This is a genomic window from Paraburkholderia nemoris, assembly GCF_905221015.1.
Classification (GTDB): Bacteria; Pseudomonadota; Gammaproteobacteria; order Burkholderiales; family Burkholderiaceae; genus Paraburkholderia; species Paraburkholderia nemoris.
In genome coordinates, this window is sequence record NZ_CAJNBO010000018.1 from 160962 (window position 1) to 186765 (window position 25804).

Consider the following 25804-nt stretch of genomic DNA (forward strand, 5'->3'; position numbering starts at 1 on the left):
GGGCGCTCAAGGCGGCAACGGGTCTCCCGGTCACGTCCGGCAACGCGTTAGTGGGGCGGCGACCAACACTGGATAACCGCGCCTTGGGGCCCAGCCGTCGAACGAAGCGCGTCTGGAAAGCGGTCAATTGTGTGCCGGCGGCATCCTGTCGACGCGATCGGCACAACGGAGAGCACCATGAACCTGACCCAATCGTCTCTTGACGCCGGTGCGCCGGACCCGGTGCCCGTGCTTAAGTGGGATGTCTCAAAGACCGCGGCTCAAACGTTGGCTCCGCTCGACGAGCGCTCCTTCCTGAAACGGCTTGGTATCGTCGACTGGCTGTTCGCCGTCATGATGGTCGCGGGCGCGGGGTTTGCGCTGTCGCGCTATCACCCGTTCATGAATTACTACGACAAACTGGTGCTGTGCCTCGCGGTGCCGGTGTTCGTCGTACTCGGCTGGCGCTGGAAGCCGGTGCGTCCGCTGATGGTGGGCATCGCCGCGCTGTCGCTGCTGGCGATCCAGATCTATCACGGCGATCTGACGCGTGCGGATAACGCGTTCTTCCTCAAATACTTCCTGTCGAGCCAATCCGCGATTCTGTGGATGAGCGCGCTCTTCGTCTTCGCGACCGTTTTCTACTGGATCGGCCTGCTGTCGCGTTCACCGACCGGCGCCGCGATCGGTTCGAAAATGACGTGGGCTGCGGTGGTGATGGGCTTCGTCGGCCTGATGGTGCGCTGGTACGAGTCGTATCTGATCGGCGCGGACGTCGGCCATATTCCAATTTCGAACCTCTACGAAGTGTTCGTGCTGTTCAGCCTGATCACCGCGTTGTTCTATCTGTACTACGAGCAGCACTACAACACGCGTGCGCTCGGCGCATTCGTGCTGCTGGTGATCAGCGCGGCGGTCGGCTTCCTGATGTGGTACTCGGTCGCGCGCGACGCCCAGCAGATCCAGCCGCTCGTGCCGGCGCTGCAGAGCTGGTGGATGAAGATCCACGTGCCGGCTAACTTCATCGGTTATGGCAGCTTCGCGCTGTCGGCCATGGTCGGCGTCGCGTATCTGGCGAAAGAGCGCGGCGTGCTGGCAGACCGCCTGCCGCCGCTCGATGTGCTCGACGACCTGATGTACAAGTCGATCGCCGTCGGCTTCGCGTTCTTCACGATTGCGACGATTCTGGGCGCGCTGTGGGCCGCGGAAGCATGGGGCGGTTACTGGAGCTGGGACCCGAAGGAAACGTGGGCGCTGATTGTGTGGCTGAACTACGCGGCCTGGCTGCATATGCGCCTGATGAAGGGCCTGCGCGGTGCGGTGGCGGCATGGTGGGCGCTGACCGGCCTGCTGGTGACGACCTTCGCGTTCCTCGGCGTCAACATGTTCCTGTCGGGGCTGCATAGCTACGGCAAGCTATAAAAGAATGCCGGAGCGCCCGCATCGTTCGCCCGAAGCTTCAGCTTGGCGGAGCATGGTTCGACGAGCCATACACACTGCGGGTCTCTACCCATTCCGTTCGGCGAGCATTCCTACTTTCTCTCGTTGCCACTCCGCACAAGAATGTAGTCACGGGTCCGGACGGACCCCGATCTACGGTCAGCGAGGTCGCCATGAGACGCATATACTTTTTGCTGCCGAGCACGCAATGTGCGCGGATGATTGTTGACGAGCTTCTGGTGAGGCGAGTCGACTGGCGGCATATCCACGTGATTGCCAACCATAGCGTACGGCTCGACGATTTGCCGGAGGCCACGCTTGCGCAGAGCAGCGACTTGCTTCACGCACTGACGCGAGGTACGGCGGCGGGTTGCGCGACCGGCATGTTGACGGGCCTGGTTGCATTGGTTTATCCGCCGGCGGGCCTGACCATTGCGGGCGGCGTTGTCGTTGCGCTCACGCTCGCGGGCGCCGGGTTTGGCGCATGGACGGCGACGATGATCGGTGTCGATGTACCGAATACGCGGCTAAAACGTTTCGAAGCGGCGATCGAGCGGGGTGAACTGCTGATGATGATCGACGTCCCAAAGGATCGCGTCGAAGAAATTGAAGAGATGATCAAGCTCCACCACGCGGAGGCCGAAATCCGGGGAACGGAGCCGACCATTCCCGCATTTCCGTAATCTGTTCCCGCACCCGGCAACAGTACGACGAGGCAGGCGGCTGGTCACGCCCGGATGTCATCGATACCGGCGCCGGCTTGCCGCCGAGCGCGCAACGTTAACCGGCCGCTAGCATGCGCCGATAGCGCTCCAGAACCCGTGGCACGTAAGCACGCGTTTCCCGCAGAGAGGGCACGCGATAGCCGGCCCGAATCACGGCATTTTCCCCCGCGTTATACGCAGCCAGGGCGAGTTCGACATCGTCCTTGAAGAGATCGAGAAGGAAGCGCAGATACCGTGCTCCAGTCAGCACGTTGTCTCGCGGATTGAGCATGTCTCCACCTGCAAAGCGCCGTGCTGTCTCCGGCATGACTTGCATCAACCCTAGCGCACCTTTGTCTGAAACCGCTTTCGGGTTGTATCGGGATTCGACGTCGATCACCGCGCGCAGGAGTTCGGGTTGAACGCGAAAGGTGCGGCTTGCTTCGTCGATCACATCGGCGAACCGCGACGCGTCGCCGCTCTCGGACGTTGAGGCTGGTGCACGCTTCGCATCGCGTTCGGAAGGCGGATCGCCGGCAACGATGACGGCCATCCCTGCTTTGCCCGGTACGTTGGTCAGGACGATCGCCCCGTTACTCGCAACCGCTCCAAAAATTTCTGCGCATGCCAAACCCGGTGATGCCATGCCAAGCACCGCGCATGCAATGAGGATCGCATGTCCTGGTCCGGATGAAAGGCTATAGCGCATGGTCGTATTCCCCCGCATCTCAATTGTGGTGTGGAGAAATGCGCATCTGCAATGGGGCACCTCCCTACACTTTGAAACGCAAAACGGACACGCCGGAGGGCTGTACAAAATCGTTACATTCGTAATGCCCGGTAACCGTGGGAATTCAACGACGCTACGGCCTGCTGTAAACGTTGAGGGGAAATATTCCCGATTTGAATTGACAATCGGTAAGTATTGTCCCGTTGCCCAATTCAGCGCGTAATGTCTACTTCATCGGTATTGCTACTAATCTCCTGTCCGGGGAAAAATTGTTCAAATTTGAAACATACACGTAGCTATCTTCAGCCATTTCAAATGTCGTACGAATTTCACATACTGATCCATGCTGGCTCGCAGAGACATGGCGCGAACCTTGCGAAGGGGAGGCGCGTGCAGCGTGGCTGCATAGCAAGTGAAAGTTAGGAATTCGAAGGTAAGGGATGTAAAAAAAGACGAGACATGCGGTGGGCGCCGTTTAACGGCTGCACAGCCTTGTCGCGACCGGTTCCTGGCTGCCAGGGGTAAAAACATGAATACCAATTGCCGCGTCGTGATCGCCGAAGACCACGATCTGCTACGGAACGGTCTGCGCTCGATGCTTTCGGCGCAAGGGGGCTATGACGTCGTCGGTGAAGCGAAAGACGGCAAGGAAGCCTGTCAAATGGCCATGACGCTGAATCCCGATCTGATGCTGATGGACCTGTCGATGCGAGGCATGAACGGAATCGATGCCAGCGCGGCGATCAAACGCCGCTCGCCGAACATACGAATCGTCGTGCTCACGGTTCACCAGAGCGAAGAGTACGTACGTGAGGCGCTGCGCGCCGGCGTCGAAGGGTACGTGCTGAAAGATGTCTCGTTCGATGAACTCCTGATCGCGATGCGTATGGTGATGCAGGGGAAGAAGCATCTGAGCGCCGACGTGTATGGGTACATGGTCGACTCGTTCGTCACAGGCCGCGAAGCGCCCGCGCCAAAGAAGGCGTGGGACGTTCTGACGGCGCGGGAGCGCAGCGTTCTGAAACTGATCGCAGAAGGGCGCACCAACCGGCAGGTTGGGCAGTACCTGAATCTCAGCCCGAAGACGATTGAGAAGTATCGCGCCAGCATGATGCACAAGCTCAATATCGCCAATCTGACGGAACTGGTCCTGGTCGCTATCAGCATGGGCCTGCTGACTTCTCTCGCCGAGAAATGCTCCGAGCCGAACGTTGACGATACGCCTGTCCGCTTGCAGGCCGAGCCGGATAGACCGCCCGAGTCGTCTGAATACACGGGAGAACCCAAGTACGGGCTGGGCGGGGCGCGCTGAGCGCGAACGGAACTTGCATTAGGCGTTCCATGCCGCCGAGACCAGCGTTCCGCTCGTATCGACCGACTGGATTGAAAACGTGCCGCCGTGCGATTCGACCCGGTGCTGCATGCCGATGAGGCCAAGCCCGGTTGTACAGGCGTCTTCTGTTGACAGAGGACGAGTTTCGTAGCCGATGCCGTTGTCCTGAATCGTCATCAGGAGGCCGCCCGCAATACGCCGGAACCCGAGCGTGACTTCCGTGGCCGCCGCATGCTTGACGGTGTTGTTCAGCGCTTCCTGAGCGAGCCTGAATATGTCGGCCTTCAGATGCTCCGGCACGTCCTCGTCGTCGACGTCGCAGTTGAACACAACTGAGACATTTTCGGCGCTACGCTCTGTGCGCCGGCATAGCGAACTCAACGCGGCGGGTAGACCGAGCTGATCGAGCATCAGCGGGCGCAGTTCGCCGCATATCTGCCTGACGTCGCCGATCGTCTCGCGAATTCTGAGCACGGTTGCATCCAGCAACTGGGCCGCGTCGTCGACCTGCCCGCGGCGTATCCGCATCAGCGCGTCCTCAGCCATCAGCTTGACGAGCGTTAACGCTTGCCCGAGGCCGTCGTGCAGTTCCGCCGCAAGGCGCTGACGTTCTTTCTGTTGCCCCATGGTTAGATACGTCAGGTGGTCCCGCGCACTCGCATCGGGCAAACACGTGACATTCGCAAGTTCGGGTGCGGAAGTCAGCGGCTCCTCAAATAGCGTCAGCAACGCACTGCGACCGGTCTGGCCGGTGGGGACCGACTGCTGGTGCAGCGTGAGCTGGATCGGGTGGCCGGTGCGGTCGCTGACTACCGTAGGAAAGGAGTGAAATTCTCGATGAGCGCTCGCCGCCAATTCGCTCGCGAGCGCCGCACAGAAGCTGTCCGGCGCCATGTCGGCGAGTTGCTTGCCGACCAGGTCGGCATTCGAGTAGCCGAGGAGGGCCGCCGCAGTGCGGTTCGCCGACAGAAATGTTCCATCTGGCGTGAGAATGGCAAGTGCCGCGCCGCGCGCGTCGGTGACGTTGGCGGTAGCTGGCTCGTGGGTCCGGGCTGCAATGCAAAGCTTGCGCATAGCCTCGATCAGGTCGGCCAGCTTCATCTGCAATCCCGTGGGCTCGTTTGCATCCATTGGAGCTCCCGATGCGTTTTCTTAAGGAAACCTTAAGGCTATAAGTGATTGTAGGCCTCGACCGATGCTCGCTGCAACCGGGCAAGTACTGAGTCGCGATGTGGGGACACCCCGGCTGAACGAGGCGGGTTTTCCCGCAGGCGGACATGCCCTACCGCGCTTTGGGGACTCTCATCCAATGACGCTCGCTCGCAAATTCATGAGACTGAACATGCACGGTGGCGCGCCTCCCATGCGCTCACGCGGGTATCGAGGCCGTGCTCATGACACTTCCGGAGCCAGCGATGAAAACGACCAACGTAGTCCTGATCGGCGCGGTCCTGCTAGCCGGCGCCGGACTGGCAGGTTCCGCGGCATGGTGCGAGTCTGCCGCAGACGCGGCCGATGGCGCCGACGCGCATATGCATCATCACATGATGTCGGGGACGATGCGCTCCACCGTCGACTACACGCTGCCGCCGGTGAAACTGGTCAGGGACGACGGCAAGGCGGTCTCGTTGATCGATGAATTGAATGACGGCCGGCCGGTGATCCTGACTTTCATTTACACCACGTGCACCACTATTTGCCCGATGGTTAGCCAGACGCTCGAGAAGTTGCAAAGCGAGTTGGGCAGCGACCGGGACAAGGTGCACATCGTGTCGATCTCGATCGATCCCGAGCAGGACACGCCGGCACGTCTTAGAACGTACGCAGCCCGATTCGACGCCGGCCCGGAGTGGCAGCACTACACCGGCACCGTCGAGGCCAGCGTTGCGACGCAACGCGCCTTCAACGTCTATCGGGGCGACAAGATGGACCACACACCGGTTGCATTCGTGCGAGCGGCCCCTGGAAAGCCGTGGCTGCGAATTGACGGCTTCGCGACGCCGGCGGAACTGCTGAGCGCCTACCATGACGCTGTCGCGTCCAACTAGCGGCGTACGGTGCAGACAGGAGCGACGAAATTGGCTAAACAGCATCGTGTGCTGATTGCGGAGGATCAGCATCTCTTGCGCAGCGGCCTTTGTCGCATGGTGTCCGAACTATGCGACTACAGCATCGTCGGCGAGGCGAGCGACGGACTCGAGGCATACCGTCTTGCGCTTGCGACGATGCCCGATCTGATCCTGATGGACCTGTCGATGCCGGGCGGCAGCGGTTTCGAGGCGATCGCCGCAATCAAGCGGCGCGCGCCGCAGATCCGCATCATTGTCCTCACCGTTCATCGCAGCGAAGAACACGTGCGAGAGTCGTTCGCCGCGGGTGCCGACGGATATGTGATCAAGGACGCGTCATTCGAAGACCTCGTCGGTGAGATGCGGCTTGTCATGCAGGGCAAGCGCAACACGCGTCTCGACATTTGCGGTCGCTGTGCCGCTTCGTTGGATCTTGCTCCCGGTACCCCGCAAAAAACTCACCTCTGGGACACGCTGACCGGCCGCGAGCGGTCGGTGCTGCGACTCGTTGTCGAGGGGCACACCAACCGGCAGGTCGGCGAGCACCTGAAGCTCAGCCCGAAAACGATCGAAAAGCATCGCGCGAATCTGATGCGCAAGCTGGGCATCACGAACGTGACAGGTCTTGTGCGCATCGCGATCGACATGGGCGTGCTGACGCTGCCGGACGAAGAGCACGTGCATTACCCCTCCGCATAAGCGCGGCGCAACTGGAGGGTCTTTACCCATGTCTTTGGACGGCTCTCCCTACTTCTTGCGCGTATCGACCTGAACAAGAATGCATTCAACGGCTTCGGCAACGCCGAAGCGGTGGGTCGTTACAGGGGGAGCCGTGTACAACGAATTGTCCTCTATCAAGCCCGGCATGCCCGGGCGTCCGTGGCAGTGCGTCCGCCTTGAAAGGGGCGCGCGACGCAGCCGCGGTTTCACGCTGCTCGAGTTGCTCGTGGTGATGGTCATCATCGGCTTGCTGGCGGGTCTCGTTGCCCCTCGATATTTCGAACAGGTCGGCAAGTCGAATACGAAGATCGCGCGCGCGCAGATCGTCTCGCTGGGGCAGGCGCTCGATCAATACCGGCTGGATGTCGGGTCCTATCCGTCGACCGAAGAAGGGCTGCAGGCGCTCGTGGCCAAACCGCAGGATGCGGCGCATTGGAGCGGGCCGTACCTGGCGAAGGCGGTGCCGGTGGATCCGTGGGATCGCCCCTATCAGTATCGTTCGCCGGGCGAGCACGGCGACTACGATCTGTTTTCGCTTGGCAAGGATGGACGAGGCGGTGGCGTCGGCGAGAACACGACCGTCTCTTCGTGGTAACGGTGCGCCGCGCGGTTGACGCGATGCCGGGGCAGTAGTGGGTGGTTTGCAAGGAGAGTCGACGTGAAGTTCGTGCTGCGTGTTTTCGATACCAGTGGTGCGGTTCAGACGCTTCGCATCGATAGCGATTCTTCGTCGACTGCGGCGTCGCTTGCACGTGCCCGCGGCCTTCGCGTCGTATCGGTTCGCGCCGACGAGAGACGGCGGCGCCAGGGGAAAAGCTGGGCGGCTTTGCCCGGCGGCAGGTTCAACGTCGAACTGTTCGCGCGCGAACTCGCGGCATTGCTCGATGCAGGCGTCGGCGTCGTCGACGCATTGCGCACGCTCGGCGGCAACGAGCGCCGCGAGGCTTCGGCACAGGTTTATCGCGAACTGCTGCGGCTACTGGAAGAGGGGCAGTCACTCTCCGCGGCCCTCGAACACGCGAGCCACATCTTTCCGCCCGTGCTTGTCGCCTGCGTGAAAGCCAGTGAGCAAACCGGCGGCCTCGCGGATAGTTTGACCCGCTATTCGCGCAACAGCGCGATGCTGCACGAACTGCGCGGCCGGGTGGTGTCGGCAGCGATCTATCCATCCGTTCTGCTGCTGGTGGGCGCGGCGGTCGTGCTGTTCCTGCTGGGTTTCGTTGTGCCGAGGTTCGCGACCTTGCTCGAGCACAGCGGGCGTGAGCTCCCGTTGCTCTCGCGCTTGCTGATCGCCTGGGGCAGCATGGTGCACGCCCACGGGGCGGAGTTGAGCGCGAGCCTCGCTGTGCTGGCGGTGGCAGCCGGTTTCGCGCTGCGCAGACCGGCGGTCCGGAGCTGGATTGCCGATCGCATGTTTGCCCTGCCGGGCATTGGGCAACACTTTCGTATCTTTCGCCAGTCGCAGTTCTATCGCACGACCGCCATGCTGGTCGACGGCGGTATTCCCGCTGTGCGCGCGTTCGATCTTGCGCGCGGGCTAGTCGGCCGCGCGGACCAGGCCGCACTCGCGGATGCCCTGCAGCAGGTGCGCAACGGCACAAAGATATCCGACGCGTTTCAGCAGGGCGGACTCGCCAACCCGATTTCCTATCGACTCCTGACAGTGGCGGAGAAGACCGGCGGCCTTGGACCCGTTCTCGACAGAATTGCCGCGTTTCAGGAGGCGCAGGTGTCTCGCACGATCGATCTGATCTCGCGTTTGATCGAACCCGCGATGATGATTTTTATCGGTGTGGTGATCGGTGGAATTGTCGTGCTGATGTACATGCCGATTTTCGAAATCGCATCGAGCATTCAATAGGCCCACTGGAGAAAACACGTGGATACCGTCAGCACGATTCCGGCAAGCCTTAATGTCGAACCACGAGTCGAACCGCGTGTCGAGTTGCGCGACGCACTGCGAACGCTCGGCGAGCGGCATGGTTCCGGTATTCGCGCGCTGGAAGAGTTGATGACGCAGACGGCGCTAAGCGCGGACGAGATGCGCGCCCAGTTGGCCGTGCAATTTCGCATGAAGCCGATCAGCATGCGCGAGTTGAATCAGTACGAGCCGGATTTCGACGTGATGTCGTTTGTCGAAGCGACGACCCGCCTGTGCGTGTGTTTTCGCGAGGCAGACGGAACAAGCGGAACAAACAGTGGCAAGGGTCTGCTGTTCGTCATCGCTGATCCGCTCGACGCGCGCACGCGAGGCTGCGTCGAACACCGCATGCGCTCGCGGCCGACCGTGCCGTACAGCTGGGCGCTCGCGAGCGCGGGGGACATCAGCGCGTATCTCGCGGTGCGCGAAAAAGACGTGCGGGCGATGGACTCGCTCGCGTTCGACGACCCGATCCAGAGTGCAGTCGATCCGTCTTCGCTTGCGTTGACGCTGCAGGGCATCAGTAGTGACGACAGCCCGGTGGTGAGGTTGCTCAACTCGACGATCTATGACGCGCTGAAGATGATGGCGAGCGACATCCACCTCGAATGCCGTGCCAACGGGTTAATGATCAAGTGCCGCGTGGACGGTGTGCTGACTGTGGTCGGCCGGGTCGAGGGCCGCGATGTCGCGGACCAGGTCCTGTCGCGCGTGAAAGTGATTTCGGAACTCGATATTTCCGAACGCCGCGTTCCGCAGGACGGGCGTTTCAAAGCGCAGTACGCGGGACGTGACATCGATTTTCGCGTGTCGATCATGCCGAACCAGTTCGGCGAGGACGCGGTGCTGCGGGTCCTTGACCGCTATCAGCTTTCTCAGGCATCCGGCGGTCTGACGCTCGAGGCGCTGGGCTTTCAGCAGGCTGATACACGCTTCATGCGCTCGGTCGCGTCAATGCCCTACGGGATGCTGCTCGTGACTGGGCCGACTGGCAGCGGCAAGACGACGACGCTCTACGCGATTCTGACTGAGATCAACAACGGTCTCGAGAAGATCGTGACGATCGAAGACCCGGTCGAATATCAGCTGGGCGACATTCTGCAGATTCCGGTCAACGAAGCGAAGGGACTGACGTTCGCGCGCGGACTGCGGTCGATTTTGCGGCATGACCCGGACAAGATCATGGTCGGCGAAATCCGCGATCCGGAAACAGCGCAAATCGCCGTGCAGGCAGCGCTGACCGGTCACCAGGTGTTCACCACCGTGCACGCGAACAACGTGTTCGACGTGATCGGCCGCTTCACGAACATGGAGGTCGATCCGTACAGCTTCGTGTCCGCGCTCAACGGCGTCGTTGCCCAGCGTCTCTTGCGGCAGTGCTGTCCGGATTGCACAACCGATGAAGCGGTCGACGCGGACACGCTGGTCCGTTCGGGCATCGATCCGGATACCGCCGGCAGCTACCTGTTTCATCGCGGCACGGGCTGCGCGGCGTGCCGCGGCAGCGGGTATCGCGGACGCCGCGCAATCGCAGAAGCTTTACGCATGAACGACGAGTTGCGGCAACTGCTGTCGGAACGCGCACCGCTTGGGGCGATCAAGACGGCAGCGATGCGCTACGGCATGCAGTCGCTGCGTACCGCTGCAGTCGAGCTCGTGAAGCGCGGCGAAACGACTCTCGAGGAGATTAACCGTGTCACCATGGTTGAATAGTCCGGTTGCAATCGGAGTCGGCACACGTGAGATTGTCGTCGGTGCGCGAGTGCCTTGGCCGTTACGCCTGCGCAAATCGGCATCGGCCACTGAGCCTGCCAGCGTTGCGATTCCCGAGGAGCAGTGCTGCACTGAACCGGGTGCACTCGATACGCTGCGCAGAGCGCTTGCAGACACGCTCATCACGACGCCCGCCGCCGATGCCGTGCCAGTGCCTCAGGAGTTGGTGCAGAGGCGCAGCGCGCACGTGGTGCTGGATGATTTCTGGGGCAATCACGCGATCTTGCGTGGCGATTTCCGCGCGCTGCGCGCGCGCGAACTCGAAGAGATCGCGTTAGCGCATTTCACCGATACCTATGGAATTGACGGTGCGTCGCTGGTGGTGCGTTTCGGCGTGCAGCGCGGCGGCCGGGCTCTGTTTGCCAGCGCGATGTCGCGCGAACTGCTTGACGGTATCCACGACGTGAGCGCGGCCGAACATGTCGGGATTAGCCGCTTGACGTTATGCCTTCCAGAGATGCTCAATCGCATCGGCGATACGGCCGAGGGCGGTGAGGCGCTGCTGTTGTTCGTCGCGGACGAGCAGATGCAGGCGGTCATGATCGAGCAGAATCGCTGGGTCGCCTACGATGCACAACGCCTGTTTCCCGGTGATGCGAGCGACGCGTCCCGGTTGGCCGAACTGGCCGAGCAGTTGTTCGAACGCTCGGCAACCCGGGCGAACCTGAAGCACGAAGACTGCAAAATCTTTCTGTTCGGAATCGAGACCGAGCTGGCACCGTTCGAAGCGCGTTTCGCCGCGGCAATCCGGCAGGCGCCGCCGGCGGACCACTCGCCCGCGCATCGGCTGATGGAGTGTGCGCAATGATCCCGCGCCTTGACCTCGACTTCAGCCGGCGCCGCGCCACCCCCGCGGCGGGCGGGGTGATCCTGCTGTGCGCCGCTGCCGTGCTGTTGCTCGCAAGCGGCGCGCGGCTCTGGCATGCGCACTCGGAAAACGAGCGCGCGCAGGCACAACTGGAGGCCGTCCAGCGGCAGACAATGGCAAGCCGGCACGTGGCGAAGGCGCCGCTGACGCCGGCTGCCCGGCTCGCGGAAAAGCAGAGCCAGTCGGTTCTACGGGAACTGACCGTGCCGTGGCAGGACCTCTTCTCGATCGTCGAAGACTATCCGGATCACGATGTCGCGCTGATCGGCATCGATCAGAACCCCGCGCAAAGCCAGATCCGTATCACGGCCGAGGCGAAGAACTTCGACGCGATGATTGCCTACCTGAAGTATCTGCAGAGCAGCGTTCTGTTGCGGGAAGCCGTGCTCAACGATCACCTGATCGAGACGAACGTGCCGGGCAAACCCGTGCGTTTCCAGATCACTGCCGTCTGGAGGAAATGATGAAAGCAGATCAGTTGCAGGACATGCTGTTGACGCTGCGCTTCGAGATGCAGCGCTCGTTCGGCCTGCCGGGACTGCTCGGCGTGCTGGTGATTGGTGTTGCCGCCATCGTGGCCGTCTCGACGCCCAGTGTGGAGTCCGGGACGCACGGAGTGGGCGAGATGCAGGATCCCGCGCGAGCCGCGCGGACTGCGAACGCGCATCACCTTGCCGGCGAGCGTAGCGCGGCGGTGGATCCAGTCGCACTCGATACCTTGCCGGGACTGTTCCCGGGTTTCACGCAAAGCGCGAACGATATCGCGGTGATATTCGCGCAGGCCCGCGACAGCAATCTGACGCTCGGCTCAGCCGAATACCAGGTGACGACCGAAGCCGGTGCGCCCTTTACGCGGTATCAGGTGCTGTTGCCTGTCAAGGACCAGTACAGTGCGATCCGGCGTTTTCTCGCGGCAGTCCTGAACAACGTGCCCAATGCGGCGCTCCAGGCGATCCACGTCGAACGTCCCGCAGTCGACGGCAATATTCTCGATGCGCGGGTCCGCTTCGAGCTCATCTACCGGACTGCACAGCCATGAACCTCGCTCTGGTCAAACGCGTTCGAGCGCATCTGCCGGACAGCGCAGCCATGAAACCCGCTCTGGTCACACGCGTGTTGCTGACGTTCTGCGGGATCGCCGTCGTGGGCCTCGGGTATCGCGCGCAGGTGGCGGCGACCCAGACGCCGCTGGTGCTTGCCGCGCTCCACGGCAAGGGGCATGACGACGTGCGGGCGCGGCCTGCTTCCGCTCATCTCCAGTCCGCCGCATCTGCCGTGCCAGCAACGACGCACGCCGTTGCGGCGGCCCCGGTTCCAGCGTCGCACGTCGGCGCTGCCAACGCGAAGCCGACGATAGCGGCGACGCCACGCGCGAAGCTGATCGCCCTGCGCGCGCCGCTGTCCGTCGAATCGGCCAACAATCCGTTCGCCGCCTCTTCGTGGCTTCCGCCGCCGCCTCCAGTCGAGGTGCCGGTCGTACCCGAGGTGCGAGCACCGGCGCCGACTGCTCCGCCCGTGCCTTTCACGTACGTGGGCGAGCTGGATGCGAAAGCGGCCAAGCCGCAGGTATTTCTCAGCAACGGTGAGCGGTTGCTGATCGTTTCGCCGGGCGAAGTGGTTGATGACCAGTACCGCGTCGAGTCGGTTTCGGAGTCCGACGTGGTGCTGACCTATCTACCGCTTAACCAGACGCAGTCCGTATCCATTCCAAGAGAGGCAAAGTAGATGAAAACCTCACGCACACGGGGTGCGAGCCGCAATGGGGACAGCGGCTCGGCGAACCATCTCTTGCCACCTGTCCCGTTCCGTGCTCAGTGCACCCCAATCGGAGGGATCGCGAGAAAGCGTGCGCTCGCGGTCGCTATCGCCATGCTTGCCGTCAGCGGCTGCATGCAAATGCCGGCCCGGCAGGACAATCCGACCGGCGCCGAGGCGAAAGTCGACTATCTGAACGACCGCAATAGTCAGGTCAACGCGCTGCTCGATCAGGCCGACCAGTTCCGTCTGAGCTACCAGTTCGATGCCGCGATCCAGAAGCTCTACGCGGCAAGCCAGATCGATCCGACCAGCGAACGCGGCCGCAAGATCGGTGCGCTGATCGACCAGGACCGCCGGGATCTTACGACCCTGCAGGAAGCGGACCGCATGATGCAGCGCGGCTCGCTTGCACCGGCGTCCGATCGCGTGCACCGCGTGTTGTTGAGGAATCCGACCAATGCGCTGGCGTTGCAGATGAAAAAGGAAATCGACGATAAGATCCGGCAGCAACGCGCGGACAGGGAAGAGGGGCTCGCCGCTTCGTCGATCATGCGCACACCGATCACACTGCAGTTTCGCGATGCCAACGTGCGCATGGTCTTCGAAGCGTTGTCGCGCACTTCGGGATTGAACGTCATCTTCGACCGCGACGTTCGTGCGGATTTGAAGACGACCATCTTCGTGACGAACGCGTCGCTGCAGGATACGGTCGATATGATCCTGATGCAGAATCAGCTCGACAAGAAGCAACTCAACGCGAACACGCTTTTTATTTACCCGGCGACTCCGGCCAAGCAGCTTGAATATCAGGAATTGAAAGTACGCACGTTCCAGTTGTCGAACGTCGAAGCCAAACAGGTCCAGTCGCTGCTGAAGAGCCTGCTGAAGATCAAGGAAGTCGTGATCGACGAGCGCGCGAATACCGTGACGATCCGCGGCACCCCGGACACTATCAAGGTGGCCGAAGAGATGATCGCCGCACAGGATCTGCCGGAACCGGAGGTGATGCTGGAAGTTGAGGTGCTGGAGGTGTCGCATGAACGCCTGTCCAATCTCGGAATCGAATGGCCGAACTCGTTCACGATGTCGACGCCGTCCACGGTGGACACGTGGGGCGCGTTGCACCATCTTCCCATCAATGCGCTGAATGTCAGCGGTCTGTCCGCGACGGCGAACTTCAAGCTCACCGATACCGACGCGAATTTGCTGGCGAGTCCACGTATCCGGACCCGGAACAAGGAGAAGGCCAGGATCCTGATCGGCGACAAGTTGCCGGTGATTTCGAGTTCCAGCACGCCGAGCACGAGCGGTCCGTCATACACGCAAATGATTCAGTACATCGATGTCGGCATCAAGCTCGAAGTGGAGCCGCAGGTGTATCGGGATGGTGATGTCGGTATCAAACTGAATCTCGAAGTCAGCAATATCACCAATACGATTCAGAGCGGCAATTCGCAAACAGGTCTGAGTTCGCTCGCCTATCAGATAGGAACGCGTAGCGCGTCGACAAGCCTGCGTCTGAGAGACGGTGAAAGCCAGATTCTCGGCGGCCTGATTTCGGATCAGGACCGCAGGTCGGCCGACAAGGTGCCTGGCCTCGGGCAGTTACCCATCCTCGGGCGCCTGTTCTCGGACCACAACGGCGACCATGTGAAGACAGAGATCGTATTGCAGATCACACCGCACATTGTGCGGCCGCAGCTCGCGGCGGATGTGGACACGCAGGAGGTCTGGTCCGGCACCGACGTCAATGTGCACGCCGACCAGCTTCGGCTCGATCCCGTCATGGCCGCCGCGGCGGTGCCCGGAGCACCTGCTGTAAAGGCGCTGCCCGGCAGCGTAGGCGGTGGCACGGTGGGCGGCAAGTCCGCACAGGCGGGTGCGGCGGCGAACGGTTCGACGACGGCGCCCGCGACCGGTTCGTTTGGGCAACTACCTCCGCCGCAGCGCACGACGCCGCCGCCCGCACCCTACGGCGGACGCTTTGCGCCGCAATCGACCGCGCCGGCGCCGGTGCCGGTTCCCAATGCGCCGCCGGCAGCGGAGCAGGCGGGAGGAGAGGCCGAAACGGGCGCTGGGGCAAACGCGGCGCCGGCGGCCACCCAGCCGCCCGCGCCTTCCCCGCCGGCACCCGCACCGGCGCCCACACCCGCTCCGTCGATCCTGCAGATGCCGCCGGGTGACATGGGCAACGATAACCCGCTTCGCTCGATTCAAAACGGGTATTGAGCCGTAGCCATGCCGACGACCACAGTCCGCTCGCGTGGCGCAAGCCGGTCCGATCAGCGTGGCTTCACGTTGATCGAGCTGGTGATCACGCTCGCGCTTGTGGCCATCCTGTCGCTCGCGATCATGCCGTTCTCCGAACTGATCGTGCAGCGTCAGAAGGAACAGCAGTTGAGCGCCGCGTTGCGCGAGATTCGCACGGCACTCGACGCATACAAGGATTCGAGCGACGTGGGTTTGATCGACAAGGAGGCGGAGGCGTCCGGCTATCCGCCGTCGCTGACCGTGCTCGTGACGGGTGTGCCCAACGCGAAGGATCCGAAAGGCAGTCTGTTGATGTTCCTTCGCCACGTGCCGCGCGATCCGTTTTTTTCCGGCGATCCGGACACGGCCGCGGAAGACACCTGGAACGTGCGGTCCTATGGTGTGCCGCCGGATCAGGCCGGCGCCGATGGGCCGTCCGGGAATGATCAGGCCGGCAAGGACGTGTTCGATGTGTCGTCGAAATCCGATCGTGCCGGCATCAACGGCGTTCCGTACAAACAATGGTGACGGTGCATCATGAAACCCGCTCATACGCGCAGATTCCGCGCATTTACGCTGATCGAACTGGTTGTCGTGATGGCGATCATTGGCCTGCTTCTGACGATCGCTCTGCCGCGTTATATGCACAGCATCGAACGCGGCAAGGAGCAGGTCCGGCAGCAGAACGTCGCGGTGATGCGCGATGCGATCGATAAATACTACGGCGACAACGGCCAGTACCCGGATACGCTCGATGAACTCGTGACGAAGCATTATCTGCGGGCGGTTCCGGTCGATCCGGTCAACGGCGACGACAAGTGGGCGGTAATCGCCTCGCCCGATGAAAGCAAGACGGGTGTGTACGACGTCGTGCCGGCGAGTGGTGCGCAGGGCACGCCTGCCGATCCGGCAGGAGCAGGCAAGTGAGTCGCGGCGCATTCTCAGCGCGAGGCGGCGCGCGCATTTCGTCGGCATCGAAGCGGGCTGCGTGGCGTCGAACCAGGCGTTGCGCCGCGCGCCAGCGTGGACTCGTGATGCTGGCGCTATTGATCGCGCTGATGTTGATGTCGATCGCGTTGGCGGGCGCGCTGGATGTCTGGTCGTTGGAACGTCGGCGCGAGCAGGAGAAGCAACTGTTGTTCGTCGGCGACCAGTACCGGCAGGCAATCGTGCGGTATTACCGCGTCGGTCGCGTCTACCCCGCGTCGGTCGACGATCTGCTGGACGACGCGCGCTTCCCGGTTCCGATGCATCACCTGCGTCAGGCATACCCGGATCCGGTCACCGGCAAGACCGATTGGCTCTTCTTGCGGCAGGGCGATCGCTTTTATGGTGTGTATAGTAGCTCGGAGGCGCCGACGATCAAGCGCGCGGAGTTCCCGCGGCGATACGTAGACTTCGAGACCGAGCAGACTTACGGCGGGTGGAAATTCATCTACCTCGCGCCGGGGCTGCGCAGCACGCCCACCAATGCCGTTCCCGCGACGCCCGGCCGTCCAGTGCGGACCATTGATCCACAGAATGGTGCGGTCCGCTTTCCGTCGGCAGGCTTCGGTGCAAACAGGATTGGTGGTCGTTAGCGTTGCAGGAGCAAGCCTCAGCTCTTGCACTACGGTATCTCCCACGGGATGAGCCGTATCGACTACCAACCGAAGCGCTGGTGCCGCCCGGCGGTATCCTGCTTGTATCGATCCCGATCATCTGAACGTTTTCCGAAGCCGAGGAGTTGCGAAACATGACCGAGCCATCACCAGCCATCGAAATCGAAACCGCGCCAGATCCCAGATTCGCCGTCATCCTGATGCACGGTCTCGGCGCCGACGCCAATGACTTCGTGCCGCTTGTCCCCGAATTGCGCCTCACCGGCGGGCCCGCTGTGCGCTTCGTGTTTCCCAATGCACCTGAGATTGCCGTTACGGCAAACGATGGCTACGTGATGCGCGCGTGGTACGACATACGGTCGTTTCAGGACGTTAATCGACAAGTTGACGAAGCCGGTATCGAATCGTCTTGCGCGACCGTGCGGCGGTTGATCGAAGTGCAGAACCAGCGCGGCATTCCGACTTCGAACATCTTTCTGGCGGGTTTTTCGCAGGGCGCAGCGATGACCTATTCAGCAGGACTGACGCACCCTGAGGCGCTCGCCGGCCTGATCGTGATGTCGGGTTATATACCGTCGCAAGGCTTTGTGGACAGCCGGTTGAGCGCCGCAAACAGCAGCACGCCGATTTTTGCAGCGCATGGCATACACGACGACGTGTTGCCAATCCGGTTAGGGGAGGCCGCGCGCGACTTTGCGATCGCGCGAGGTTGCAACGTCGCCTGGAGTGCATATCCGATGCCGCATTCGGTGTGTGAGGAGGAGATCGCGGCATTGCGCGTGTGGCTCGGCGGGCGCCTCACCGGCTCTCACTGAATCGTTTCGCAGCGTCTATTCGTCGAGCACAAGTATCGCGGATGTCTCCCCGGCGATGCCTACGTGTGCGTAGACGGCGGACTCGCGGGGAGTGGGCTGAAGGAATATCCTGTTCACTCACGCCTCAACCGGTGTCACCACCCGCCACCGGCAACACCGTGCCGGTGATATAGCTTGCCTCGTCTGAAGCGAGGAACAGAATCGGCGCGGCCTGTTCGTCGATGCTGCCGTAGCGTTTGAAGAAGGTGGATTCCGTGACCTGCTTCACCGCGTCGCCCATCCAGACCTTTTCCTGCTCGCTGTCGCCAGCAGTATTACGAGGGACGCGTCGCGGCGGTGCATCGGTCCCGCCCGGCGCAGTGGCAACCACACGGATGTTGTGCTCGGCGTACTCCATCGCCAGTGACTGCGTGATTGCATTGACACCGCCCTTGGCCGCCGAATACGGTACGCGGCGAATACCGCGCGTGGCATTCGAGGAGACGTTGACGATGGTGCCGCCGCCACGCTTGAGCAGGTGCGGCAACACCGCATGGCAGGCATACAGCGTGGGCATGAGTGAACGGCGAATTTCCGCGTCAATCTGCTCAGGTTCGAACTCAGCGAATGGACGCATGCGAATCGCGCCGCCGACGCCATTGATCAATATGTCGATGCCGCCAAAATTGCTCACTGCAAAAGCCATCGCCGATGCCGCGCCTTCGTACGTCTCGAGGTCGGCAACAAAGCCTGCCGTCTCCGCGCCACTTGCTTCAGCAGCAACTTCAGAGACGAACTCCGCGCGATCGACGAACAGCACCTTGCCGCCTTCGGCGGCCGCACGCAGCGCTACGGCGCGACCAATGCCCTGTGCAGCGCCGGTGACCACCATGACCTTGCCGGCAAATCGTTGCGTGCTCATGCGGTCCTCGGTGCTGCGTTAGGAGTGAACTTCTCGTAGTGGAAGCTGTTGGGCTTTACGCCGTTATCGTCGAAATGTTTACGCACCGCGTCGACCATCGGCGGCGGCCCGCACAAATAAACGTCGACATCGCCGTCATTCAGGACATCGGCCGGCATGTGCTGCGTCACCCAACCTTTATGGGGATGGGGCGAATCCGTGTCAGCCACGACGGTGGTGTAGGTGAAATTCGGCAGCTTCGCGAGGTACGCTTCGATTGCATCGACCAGCACCAGATCGAGGTCTCGGGTCACGCCATAAATCAGATGGACCTTCTGCTGCGAATCGGCACGCGCCAGCACTTCCAGCATCGAAAGGAACGGAGCCAGGCCCGTACCGCCGGCGAGGAACAGCAACGGCCGCTCCACGGCGCGCAGATAGAAACTACCGAGCGGCCCGATCAGTTCCAGCTTGTTGCCAGGCTGCGCGGAATCGAGCCAGGTGCTCATCACGCCACCAGGAATTCGCTTGATCAGAAAACTGACTTTCGATTGCCCCGGCGCGGATGAGAAAGAATACGAGCGATGCTGGCCGCTGCCGGGAACATCGATGTTGACGTACTGGCCCGCCAGGAATACCGGCGCGCTTGCATCCACGTCCAGTTCGAGTACGACAGCCGCATCGTTGTGCGGCTCCACCTTCGATACCGTCGCGGCGAACCGGCTCTGTTCAGTCTTGCATGCAGTGGAAGAGGCGGGCACGGCGATCACACAATCGCTTTGCGGCACCATCTGGCAGGTGAGTACAAGGCCACTGTCTTTCTCGTCGTCGCTCAGCGCGTCTTCAATGTAATCGTCGCCAAGGTCATAGCTGCCGCTTTCGGCGCGGCACTTGCAGGTACCACACACGCCATCGGAGCAATCCATTGGCAGGTTGATCTTCGCGCGAAAGGCGGCATCGAGCACCTTCTCGCCCGGCTTGCATGCGACGAAACGGGTCACGCCGTCTTCGAAGTTCAGTGCAATGTTGTAAGTGGACATGTTGTCTCCTCTACTTCCGGTTTCCTCCCGGGGTTCGACATCAAACGTGGTAAATGTCGAGCACCTGGCGGATGTAATCGTTCTTCAGCACAATTTTCTTGCTGGCAATCAACAGGGCATCGTCGACCTTTCGCAAGGTAACGAACATCGTGCCGAAGAAATGGTCGTTGATTCTGTAGCGGTGGCTGAGCGTGTCGAAGTTGTAGCGCACGTCCACTTCGTTGCCGCGTTCAGCCAGCACTTCCACATTGGTGACGTTGTGATTGGTCCGCGGTTCTGGCATCGAGGCACTACTGCGTTCGGTCTTGATGCGGAACACCCGGTCTTCCAGGCCGCCGCGGTCCGGGTAATACATCAGCGAGATCTGACTCTCGTGATCATCGGTGAGCTGATCGTCGTCGTCCCACGCGGGCATCCAGTAGGTGACGTCCTCGGCGTAGCAGGCGAGCCAATCGTCCCACTGGCGGTCGTCGAGCAGGCGCGCTTCGCGGTACAGAGTGGCGCAGATTTTTGGGTAGTCGAAGCTCATGCCACGGTCTCCTCGTGTTCTTTCTTCAGTGCGCCGCGCATCACCTGAACCCAGTATTCGTGCTGGCACACAAACAGACCTTCGTCTTCGCTGCGCTCGCCTGAGATGAGCGGCTTCATGCCCATGCTTTTCGCGTTTGCATCGGCACCTTCGACCCACAACGGCGCGCCGCGCGAAAGGTCGTTCCACATCGCTGCGGTGCCGGCATAGCCGGCCTGGCAGGCGCGGAACTCTTCGAGGTCATCCGCAGTGCCCATTCCCGTGACGTTGAAGAAATCCTCGTATTGGCGAATGCGGGTAGCGCGGTCGGCTGCGCTCTCACCCTTGGGGGCAAAGCAGAAGATGGTGACTTCGGTCTTGTCTACGCTCAGCGGGCGTACCACGCGAATCTGGGTGCTGAACTGGTCCATCAGGAATACGTTCGGATAGAGGCACAGGTTTCGGGTCTGGTTGACGATGAAATCCGCCTTGACTTCGCCGACACGTGCCTTGATTTCCTCGCGATATTGATAAACCGGTCGCACGTCCGGGTTCATCGTCTTGGTCCACAACAGAATGTGGCCGTGGTCGAAGCCGTACACGCCGGCTACCGACTTGCTCCAGCTGTTCGCATCCACAGCCTTCGTGCCATCGACCTTGCGCCGGTCCATCGTCGCCGCGTAGTTCCAGTGCACGGTGCTGACGTGGTAGCCGTCGCAGCCGTTCTCCATCTGCATCTTCCAGTTGCCGTCGTAGATGTAGGAGGAGTTGCCGCGCAACACTTCCAGTCCGTTTGCGGCCTGGTCGACGATCTGGTCGATGATGACCTTGGTCTCGCCGAGGAAGTCCTCCAGCGGGATCGCGTCTGCGTTGAGGCTGCCGAACAGGAAGCCGCGATAGCTCTGGAAGCGCGCGACTTTCTTCAGGTCGTGCGAACCGTTGGTGTTGAACTGCACCGGGTATTCGGTGGTCTTCACGTCCTTCACTTTCAGCAGCTTGCCGGTGTTGGCGAAACTCCAGCCGTGGAACGGACAGGTGAAGGTGCCTTTGTTGCCGTGTTTTTTCCGGCAAAGCATGGCGCCTTTGTGCGCACAGGCATTAATGACCGCGTGCAGTTCGCCGCTTTTGTCGCGCGTGATCACGATGGGCTGGCGGCCGATCCAGGTGGTGTAGTAGTCGTTGTTATCGGGAATCTGGCTTTCGTGAGCCAGGTACACCCAGTTGCTCTCGAAGATATGTTTCATCTCGAGTTCAAACAGATCGGCGTTAGTGAAGATGTCGCGGCGGCAACGGAATACACCGTTCTGCTTGTCGTCCTGAACGGCGGTATGCAGCAGTTCATCCAGTTGCGAGGCTTTGTCGATAATTGCAGACATGAGTGCTCTCCCTACGCGTGCGCCAGGTCATGGCACGCGCGCATCGGTGTCAAAAGATTCTTGCGAAAGATTGAGCGGCAGCAGGGGTACGGCGTAGCTGCCGCTTTCAGCGCTCAGGCGCTAGCAGACTCACGCAGACGATGGACGAACTGGTTATCCTTGCCCTGAACCAACGGAGTCAACGCGATGTTGAACTCGATTTCCTTGTACGCGTCAGCCTTCATGCCCAACGCAGTACCGCCGGTCTTTTCGACGACATGCGGAATCAGATCCTCGCGGGTCGCGTAGGCGAAGTCATCCCAGATCAGCGGGTCGCCCTCGATATTGATTTGCGTCGTCAGCTTGCGGTGCTTGTCGCTGGTGACGAAGAAGTGCACGTGCGCCGGACGGTTGCCATGGCGGGCGAGCACGTTCAACAATTGCTGGGTCGCGCCCTGCGGCGGGCAGCCGTAGCCCACCGGCATGAGCGTACGGAATTCGTACTTGCCGTCGGCACCCGTGCTGATCGCTCCACGGAGATTGAAATCGCTCTGCGCGCCGGTCGGGTCGAAGTGCGAATAGAAGCCCTTTGAATTAGCGTGCCAGCATTCGACCACCGCACCTGCGACGGGTTTGCCGTCCGGGCCGGTCACGGTGCCGCGGATGACCAACGGCCCGGCATCCTCGTCCGGATTGATATCAATCTTCGACACGCCATCACGCACCGGCGCACCGGCGACATACAGCGGACCTTCGATAGTACGTGGCGTGCCGCCAGTGATTTCAGCAGCCTTATCCTCTGCATCCATGCGAATGTCGAGATACTTCTCGAGACCCAGGCCCGCAGCAAGCAACGCTGCTTCGCCGTCCTGGCCGAGCTTGTTGAAATAATGAACGCCGGCCCAGACTTCATCGGGCGTCATGTCAAGGTCATCGATGGCCTTGAACAGATCGCCCAACAGGCGAAGGACAATCTGCTGGGCGCGAGCACTGCCGTCCTGGCTGCCGACGTTAGCAGCGGCCTTTAACAGGTCCTGCGCTTCCTTCGTATCGAACACTTTGACGCTCATGTCTGCTCCTGAATCTCTCTTATTTGGGGGTAAACCCTTGGTTTAGCGCCCTCTTGGATATGCTTGAAAGGTATAATGGGTGCTGAAACAGAGTGTGAATGCAGAATAGTGGACGCCGGAAGGGCTCGTCCAACACTGATTTAGTATCGGTCTATATCTACAAGGTATTGAAATGGAGCTGCGCCATCTTCGCTATTTCGTCGCCGTAGCCGAGGAGCGCAATTTCACGCGCGCGGCGCAGCGGCTGAACATGGCCCAACCGCCTTTGAGCCGTCAGATACAGCAACTTGAAGAGATTCTCGAGGTGCAGTTATTCCAGCGCGACTCGCGCCCGTTGAAGCTGACGGAGACGGGTAAATTTTTCTATGCTCATGCCGTCCAGTTGCTGGCTCAGACGTCCGAACTCGAATCAATGACGCGGCGCGTGGGCAACATCGAACGCAGTCTCTCTGTTGGTTTCGTGGGTTCGACGTTGTACGGCATGCTGCCAAAAATCATCCGGCGCTTTCGCGACGAGAACACGACGGTCGAACTCAGCCTCCATGAGATGTCGACGATGGACCAGATTCGCGCGCTGAAAGACGGTCAGATCGATGTCGGGTTCGGCCGCATCCGGCATGAGGACCCAAACATCCGCCGGGTGATTCTTCGCGAGGAGAAGATGATCGTTGCATTCCCGGAGGGCCATGCACTCTCATTGGGCAAAGCCGTCCTCGCGCTCAGCGATCTGGTCAACGAGACCCTGATTATTTTCCCCAAGGCGCCGCGGCCCAGTTATGCAGACCAGGTGCTGTCGGCATTCGCAGACCGTGGCCTCAAGCCTCGTCGGATATATGAAGTACGGGAGTTGCAGATTGCACTAGGCCTCGTCGCAGCGGGGGAAGGAATTTCCGTCGTTCCGAGTAGCGTGTATGGCCTGAAGCGAGACGACGTGAGTTACAAGGAACTGGACGACCCCACGCTGGTTTCCCCAATCATCATGAGCACGCGAATGCTCGACGAGTCGCGGGACCTTCGGGAAATGCTTGAACTCATCTATCGGTTGTACGAGGAGGAAAAAATAACCTTTGCGCCCCGTAACGATGTCGGGCGGTGATATTCACTGACTGCCCGACACCATCTGTAGGAAACTCCCAGGTAGCCTGAAGCGATTGACCGTCGTGTACTAGAGTGTATTAACGACGCCTTCAACGGAGGTTCTGCCGTGGATACTCATTCGATTCTGGGCATGATTCACGCCGAAGAGGCTTTACTGGTCTCCATCGTACGGTCGTTACCCCCGGATATCAGACGCGCGGTCGCCAACGATTTTCATGAGCAGGTCGAACTCGCCGGGACTTCGCACCTGAATCCGACAACCGATCGGGAAGCGAGCGACGCGTTCAAGGCACACATGAAAAGGTTGTCGATCATGCTTGCCTCGCTGTCGTGAAGAGACGTCGATCAGTCCGAGGCGCCACGTGTGGCGTGCACGGCTCATGCTGATCCTTTTCATTGCGCCCGCAGGTTTGTTTCGCGATGGCGTCGCGCGTCTGCTCGGCGACATGGCGGACGGCGCCGAAGTGAAATGCGCGGACTACACGTTGAGCCCTGTCGATAGCGGGCAAACGGTCGACGTACTCGTGCTCGACGGCGACTACCTGCCGGAAGCGCTTACTACCGCAAGCGCTTCTCGCCACGGTGCGCCCAATCTGCCCGTACTTGCGCTGCTGACCTCGGTCGATCCCCAGACCGTCGAGCAATTCATCTCGGCAGGCGTTGCAGGTCACCTGGGTAAATCGGAGTCCGCCAATGCACTGATCAGTGCGCTGCGCCTGCTCGCTGCCGGCGGCCGGCATCGGCCATCGGACATACGCGTGTCAGCGCCTACCGCGGCTACCGCCGGTACCGCTTCCACCGACGCGCTGCCAAAATCTACCGGCGCGGCCGATCCCAATTCCGACTTCCTGACGCCTCGCCAACTGCAGGTGCTGGCGCTCGCGGCGCGCGGCGATTCGAACAAGTCGATCGCGCGACAGTTGAACATTACGGAAGGGACCGTAAAAGTGCACTTATATACGGTGTACAAAGCACTCAAGGTTGGAAGTCGCGGCCAGGCGAGCGTGGCCGCGGCGCGCTTGCAGAAGGTCGGCGATGTGCAACTTCACCACGCGCTGGACGGCCAGCTTTCAATCAGCCGGCTGCTGGCCTATACGGCGCCCACCCGTTTTCAATCCGGCCATGTCCTCTTTCATAAAGATGACCGAAGCGATGCGCTTTACTACATGGTGCGCGGAACGGTCATGCTCGAGGAGATCGGCATCGAGGTGGGGCAGGGCACGATACTGGGCGAAATCGGGCTCTTCTCTCCGGACCATCGGCGCACGTGCACGGCGCGTTGCAAGAGCGAATGCGAATTACTGGTGGTCTCGGCGACCGACGCGATGCGACTTTATTACCAGGATCCGGATTTCGCCACCTTTCTGATTCACTTGATTACCCGCCGATTGGAGGCCGATAAGCTGCGCACGAAGCGTTAATTGCGACGCTCGAACGCTTATTGCAGACACGGCAATTCAACGTGCTTCAACTTTGTCCGATATCGACTGACATAAAGCGGGTGGCGGGCAAAAAAAGCCATTTTCCCGATGTTTTTTTGACCTATAACACATACAAATCGCCAGTCCGCTGAAGACATCGGCCGCGCGCTCGCGTCGCTCCGTCAGGCGGCGAAATTCACCATTTCGAGCATTTCGGCTCAAAGCTGAAAGGTTGCGCTTGCGTGGGCGCAGCTCTTCCGACGTGACATTTGAAAGAATGCGCAGGGACAGTGAAGTCCGTTGCGTAAAGGACCGTACACGCCAAAAAAATGGCTTGAATAAACGTGATGGCAGACTTCCCCCGGACGGTCAGTTGAAACTCCCCCACTTATGGTCGCGCAAATTCCCCCACCCTGTGAAGCAGGACTAAGGGTTATTTAGCTGGTTTTCGATTTCCGTGCAAGCGTTTCA

Annotated in this window: 27 protein-coding genes; 20 read left to right on the top strand and 7 right to left on the bottom strand. The window is 61.0% G+C overall.

Features of this window, described 5'->3' with window-relative positions:
- Positions 1–177: 177 nt before the first annotated feature.
- Complete coding sequence (ccsB, locus tag KHO33_RS26515) at positions 178–1401, top strand: c-type cytochrome biogenesis protein CcsB (protein ID WP_234480643.1); 1224 nt, start codon at positions 178–180, stop codon at positions 1399–1401.
- A 191-nt stretch (positions 1402–1592) separates the two neighbouring features.
- Positions 1593–2102, top strand: a complete 510-nt coding sequence (locus KHO33_RS26520; protein ID WP_200565879.1) for a DUF1269 domain-containing protein — start codon at positions 1593–1595, stop codon at positions 2100–2102.
- Between the two features lie 97 nt (positions 2103–2199).
- On the opposite strand, the gene KHO33_RS26525 is transcribed toward KHO33_RS26520, so the two are convergent.
- Positions 2200–2769 (bottom strand): lytic transglycosylase domain-containing protein, encoded by a 570-nt coding sequence (locus KHO33_RS26525; RefSeq protein WP_328822810.1) that lies wholly within the window; start codon positions 2767–2769, stop codon positions 2200–2202.
- Between the two features lie 613 nt (positions 2770–3382).
- Here KHO33_RS26525 and KHO33_RS26530 point away from each other — a divergent pair.
- Positions 3383–4165, top strand: a complete 783-nt coding sequence (locus KHO33_RS26530; RefSeq protein ID WP_200565881.1) for a response regulator — start codon at positions 3383–3385, stop codon at positions 4163–4165.
- A gap of 18 nt (positions 4166–4183) precedes the next feature.
- On the opposite strand, the gene KHO33_RS26535 is transcribed toward KHO33_RS26530, so the two are convergent.
- Positions 4184–5317 (bottom strand): sensor histidine kinase, encoded by a 1134-nt coding sequence (locus tag KHO33_RS26535; RefSeq protein ID WP_200565882.1) that lies wholly within the window; start codon positions 5315–5317, stop codon positions 4184–4186.
- 284 nt (positions 5318–5601) lie between these two features.
- Here KHO33_RS26535 and KHO33_RS26540 point away from each other — a divergent pair, with 284 nt between their 5' ends.
- The 14 genes from KHO33_RS26540 to KHO33_RS26605 all read left to right on the top strand — a co-directional run bounded on the left by KHO33_RS26540 (position 5602) and on the right by KHO33_RS26605 (position 17961).
- Positions 5602–6234, top strand: a complete 633-nt coding sequence (locus KHO33_RS26540) for an SCO family protein (RefSeq protein ID WP_200565883.1) — start codon at positions 5602–5604, stop codon at positions 6232–6234.
- A gap of 30 nt (positions 6235–6264) precedes the next feature.
- Positions 6265–6954 carry a response regulator gene (locus tag KHO33_RS26545; RefSeq protein ID WP_200565884.1) on the top strand — a complete coding sequence of 230 codons (690 nt, stop codon included), beginning with the start codon at positions 6265–6267 and terminating at the stop codon, positions 6952–6954.
- A gap of 166 nt (positions 6955–7120) precedes the next feature.
- Positions 7121–7570, top strand: a complete 450-nt coding sequence (gspG, locus tag KHO33_RS26550) for a type II secretion system major pseudopilin GspG (protein ID WP_200565904.1) — start codon at positions 7121–7123, stop codon at positions 7568–7570.
- Positions 7571–7633: 63 nt separating this feature from the next.
- On the top strand, positions 7634–8836 hold the full coding sequence (locus KHO33_RS26555) for a type II secretion system F family protein (protein WP_200565885.1): 1203 nt from the start codon (positions 7634–7636) through the stop codon (positions 8834–8836).
- A 150-nt stretch (positions 8837–8986) separates the two neighbouring features.
- A complete protein-coding gene (locus KHO33_RS26560) occupies positions 8987–10609 on the top strand; it encodes a GspE/PulE family protein (RefSeq protein ID WP_234480655.1) in 1623 nt (540 codons plus the stop codon).
- Positions 10590–11477, top strand: coding sequence for a hypothetical protein (locus KHO33_RS26565; protein WP_200565886.1), 888 nt, complete (start codon positions 10590–10592; stop codon positions 11475–11477). Before KHO33_RS26560 ends, KHO33_RS26565 begins: the two co-directional genes overlap by 20 nt.
- Positions 11474–12001, top strand: a complete 528-nt coding sequence (locus KHO33_RS26570) for a hypothetical protein (protein ID WP_200565887.1) — start codon at positions 11474–11476, stop codon at positions 11999–12001. The genes KHO33_RS26565 and KHO33_RS26570 overlap by 4 nt, the downstream gene beginning before the upstream one ends.
- Entirely contained in the window at positions 12001–12576 is a 576-nt protein-coding gene (locus tag KHO33_RS26575; protein WP_200565906.1) for a hypothetical protein, read from the top strand. Before KHO33_RS26570 ends, KHO33_RS26575 begins: the two co-directional genes overlap by 1 nt.
- Complete coding sequence (locus KHO33_RS26580; RefSeq protein WP_234480645.1) at positions 12573–13262, top strand: hypothetical protein; 690 nt, start codon at positions 12573–12575, stop codon at positions 13260–13262. Before KHO33_RS26575 ends, KHO33_RS26580 begins: the two co-directional genes overlap by 4 nt.
- Positions 13263–15524 (top strand): secretin N-terminal domain-containing protein, encoded by a 2262-nt coding sequence (locus tag KHO33_RS26585; protein ID WP_200565888.1) that lies wholly within the window; start codon positions 13263–13265, stop codon positions 15522–15524. It abuts the gene before it with no gap.
- A gap of 9 nt (positions 15525–15533) precedes the next feature.
- Positions 15534–16073 carry a type II secretion system protein gene (locus KHO33_RS26590; protein ID WP_200565889.1) on the top strand — a complete coding sequence of 180 codons (540 nt, stop codon included), beginning with the start codon at positions 15534–15536 and terminating at the stop codon, positions 16071–16073.
- 9 nt (positions 16074–16082) lie between these two features.
- Positions 16083–16472, top strand: coding sequence for a type IV pilin protein (locus KHO33_RS26595; RefSeq protein WP_093633280.1), 390 nt, complete (start codon positions 16083–16085; stop codon positions 16470–16472).
- 107 nt (positions 16473–16579) lie between these two features.
- Positions 16580–17125, top strand: a complete 546-nt coding sequence (locus tag KHO33_RS26600) for a type II secretion system protein (RefSeq protein ID WP_234480646.1) — start codon at positions 16580–16582, stop codon at positions 17123–17125.
- Positions 17126–17280: 155 nt separating this feature from the next.
- Positions 17281–17961, top strand: coding sequence for an alpha/beta hydrolase (locus KHO33_RS26605; RefSeq protein ID WP_054035204.1), 681 nt, complete (start codon positions 17281–17283; stop codon positions 17959–17961).
- Positions 17962–18085: 124 nt separating this feature from the next.
- Here the strand turns inward: KHO33_RS26605 and benD are convergent, their stop codons facing one another.
- From benD to catA, 5 genes are all read right to left on the bottom strand, one after another.
- On the bottom strand, positions 18086–18862 hold the full coding sequence (gene benD / locus KHO33_RS26610; protein WP_200565890.1) for a benzoate diol dehydrogenase BenD: 777 nt from the start codon (positions 18860–18862) through the stop codon (positions 18086–18088).
- Complete coding sequence (gene benC, locus KHO33_RS26615; protein WP_200565891.1) at positions 18859–19881, bottom strand: benzoate 1,2-dioxygenase electron transfer component BenC; 1023 nt, start codon at positions 19879–19881, stop codon at positions 18859–18861. Before benC ends, benD begins: the two co-directional genes overlap by 4 nt.
- 40 nt (positions 19882–19921) lie before the next feature.
- Positions 19922–20410 (bottom strand): benzoate 1,2-dioxygenase small subunit, encoded by a 489-nt coding sequence (gene benB, locus KHO33_RS26620; RefSeq protein WP_200565892.1) that lies wholly within the window; start codon positions 20408–20410, stop codon positions 19922–19924.
- Entirely contained in the window at positions 20407–21765 is a 1359-nt protein-coding gene (locus KHO33_RS26625; RefSeq protein ID WP_200565893.1) for a Rieske 2Fe-2S domain-containing protein, read from the bottom strand. The genes benB and KHO33_RS26625 overlap by 4 nt, the downstream gene beginning before the upstream one ends.
- Before the next feature lie 113 nt (positions 21766–21878).
- A complete protein-coding gene (catA, locus tag KHO33_RS26630) occupies positions 21879–22814 on the bottom strand; it encodes a catechol 1,2-dioxygenase (RefSeq protein ID WP_200565894.1) in 936 nt (311 codons plus the stop codon).
- A 172-nt stretch (positions 22815–22986) separates the two neighbouring features.
- On the opposite strand from catA, the gene KHO33_RS26635 reads away from it, so the two are divergent.
- The 3 genes from KHO33_RS26635 (at position 22987) to KHO33_RS26645 (ending at position 25333) form a co-directional block, all read left to right on the top strand.
- Complete coding sequence (locus tag KHO33_RS26635; RefSeq protein WP_200565895.1) at positions 22987–23910, top strand: LysR family transcriptional regulator; 924 nt, start codon at positions 22987–22989, stop codon at positions 23908–23910.
- Between the two features lie 108 nt (positions 23911–24018).
- A complete protein-coding gene (locus KHO33_RS26640; RefSeq protein ID WP_054035211.1) occupies positions 24019–24246 on the top strand; it encodes a hypothetical protein in 228 nt (75 codons plus the stop codon).
- A 46-nt stretch (positions 24247–24292) separates the two neighbouring features.
- Complete coding sequence (locus KHO33_RS26645) at positions 24293–25333, top strand: LuxR C-terminal-related transcriptional regulator (protein WP_200565896.1); 1041 nt, start codon at positions 24293–24295, stop codon at positions 25331–25333.
- The last annotated feature ends 471 nt before the right edge of the window (positions 25334–25804 follow it).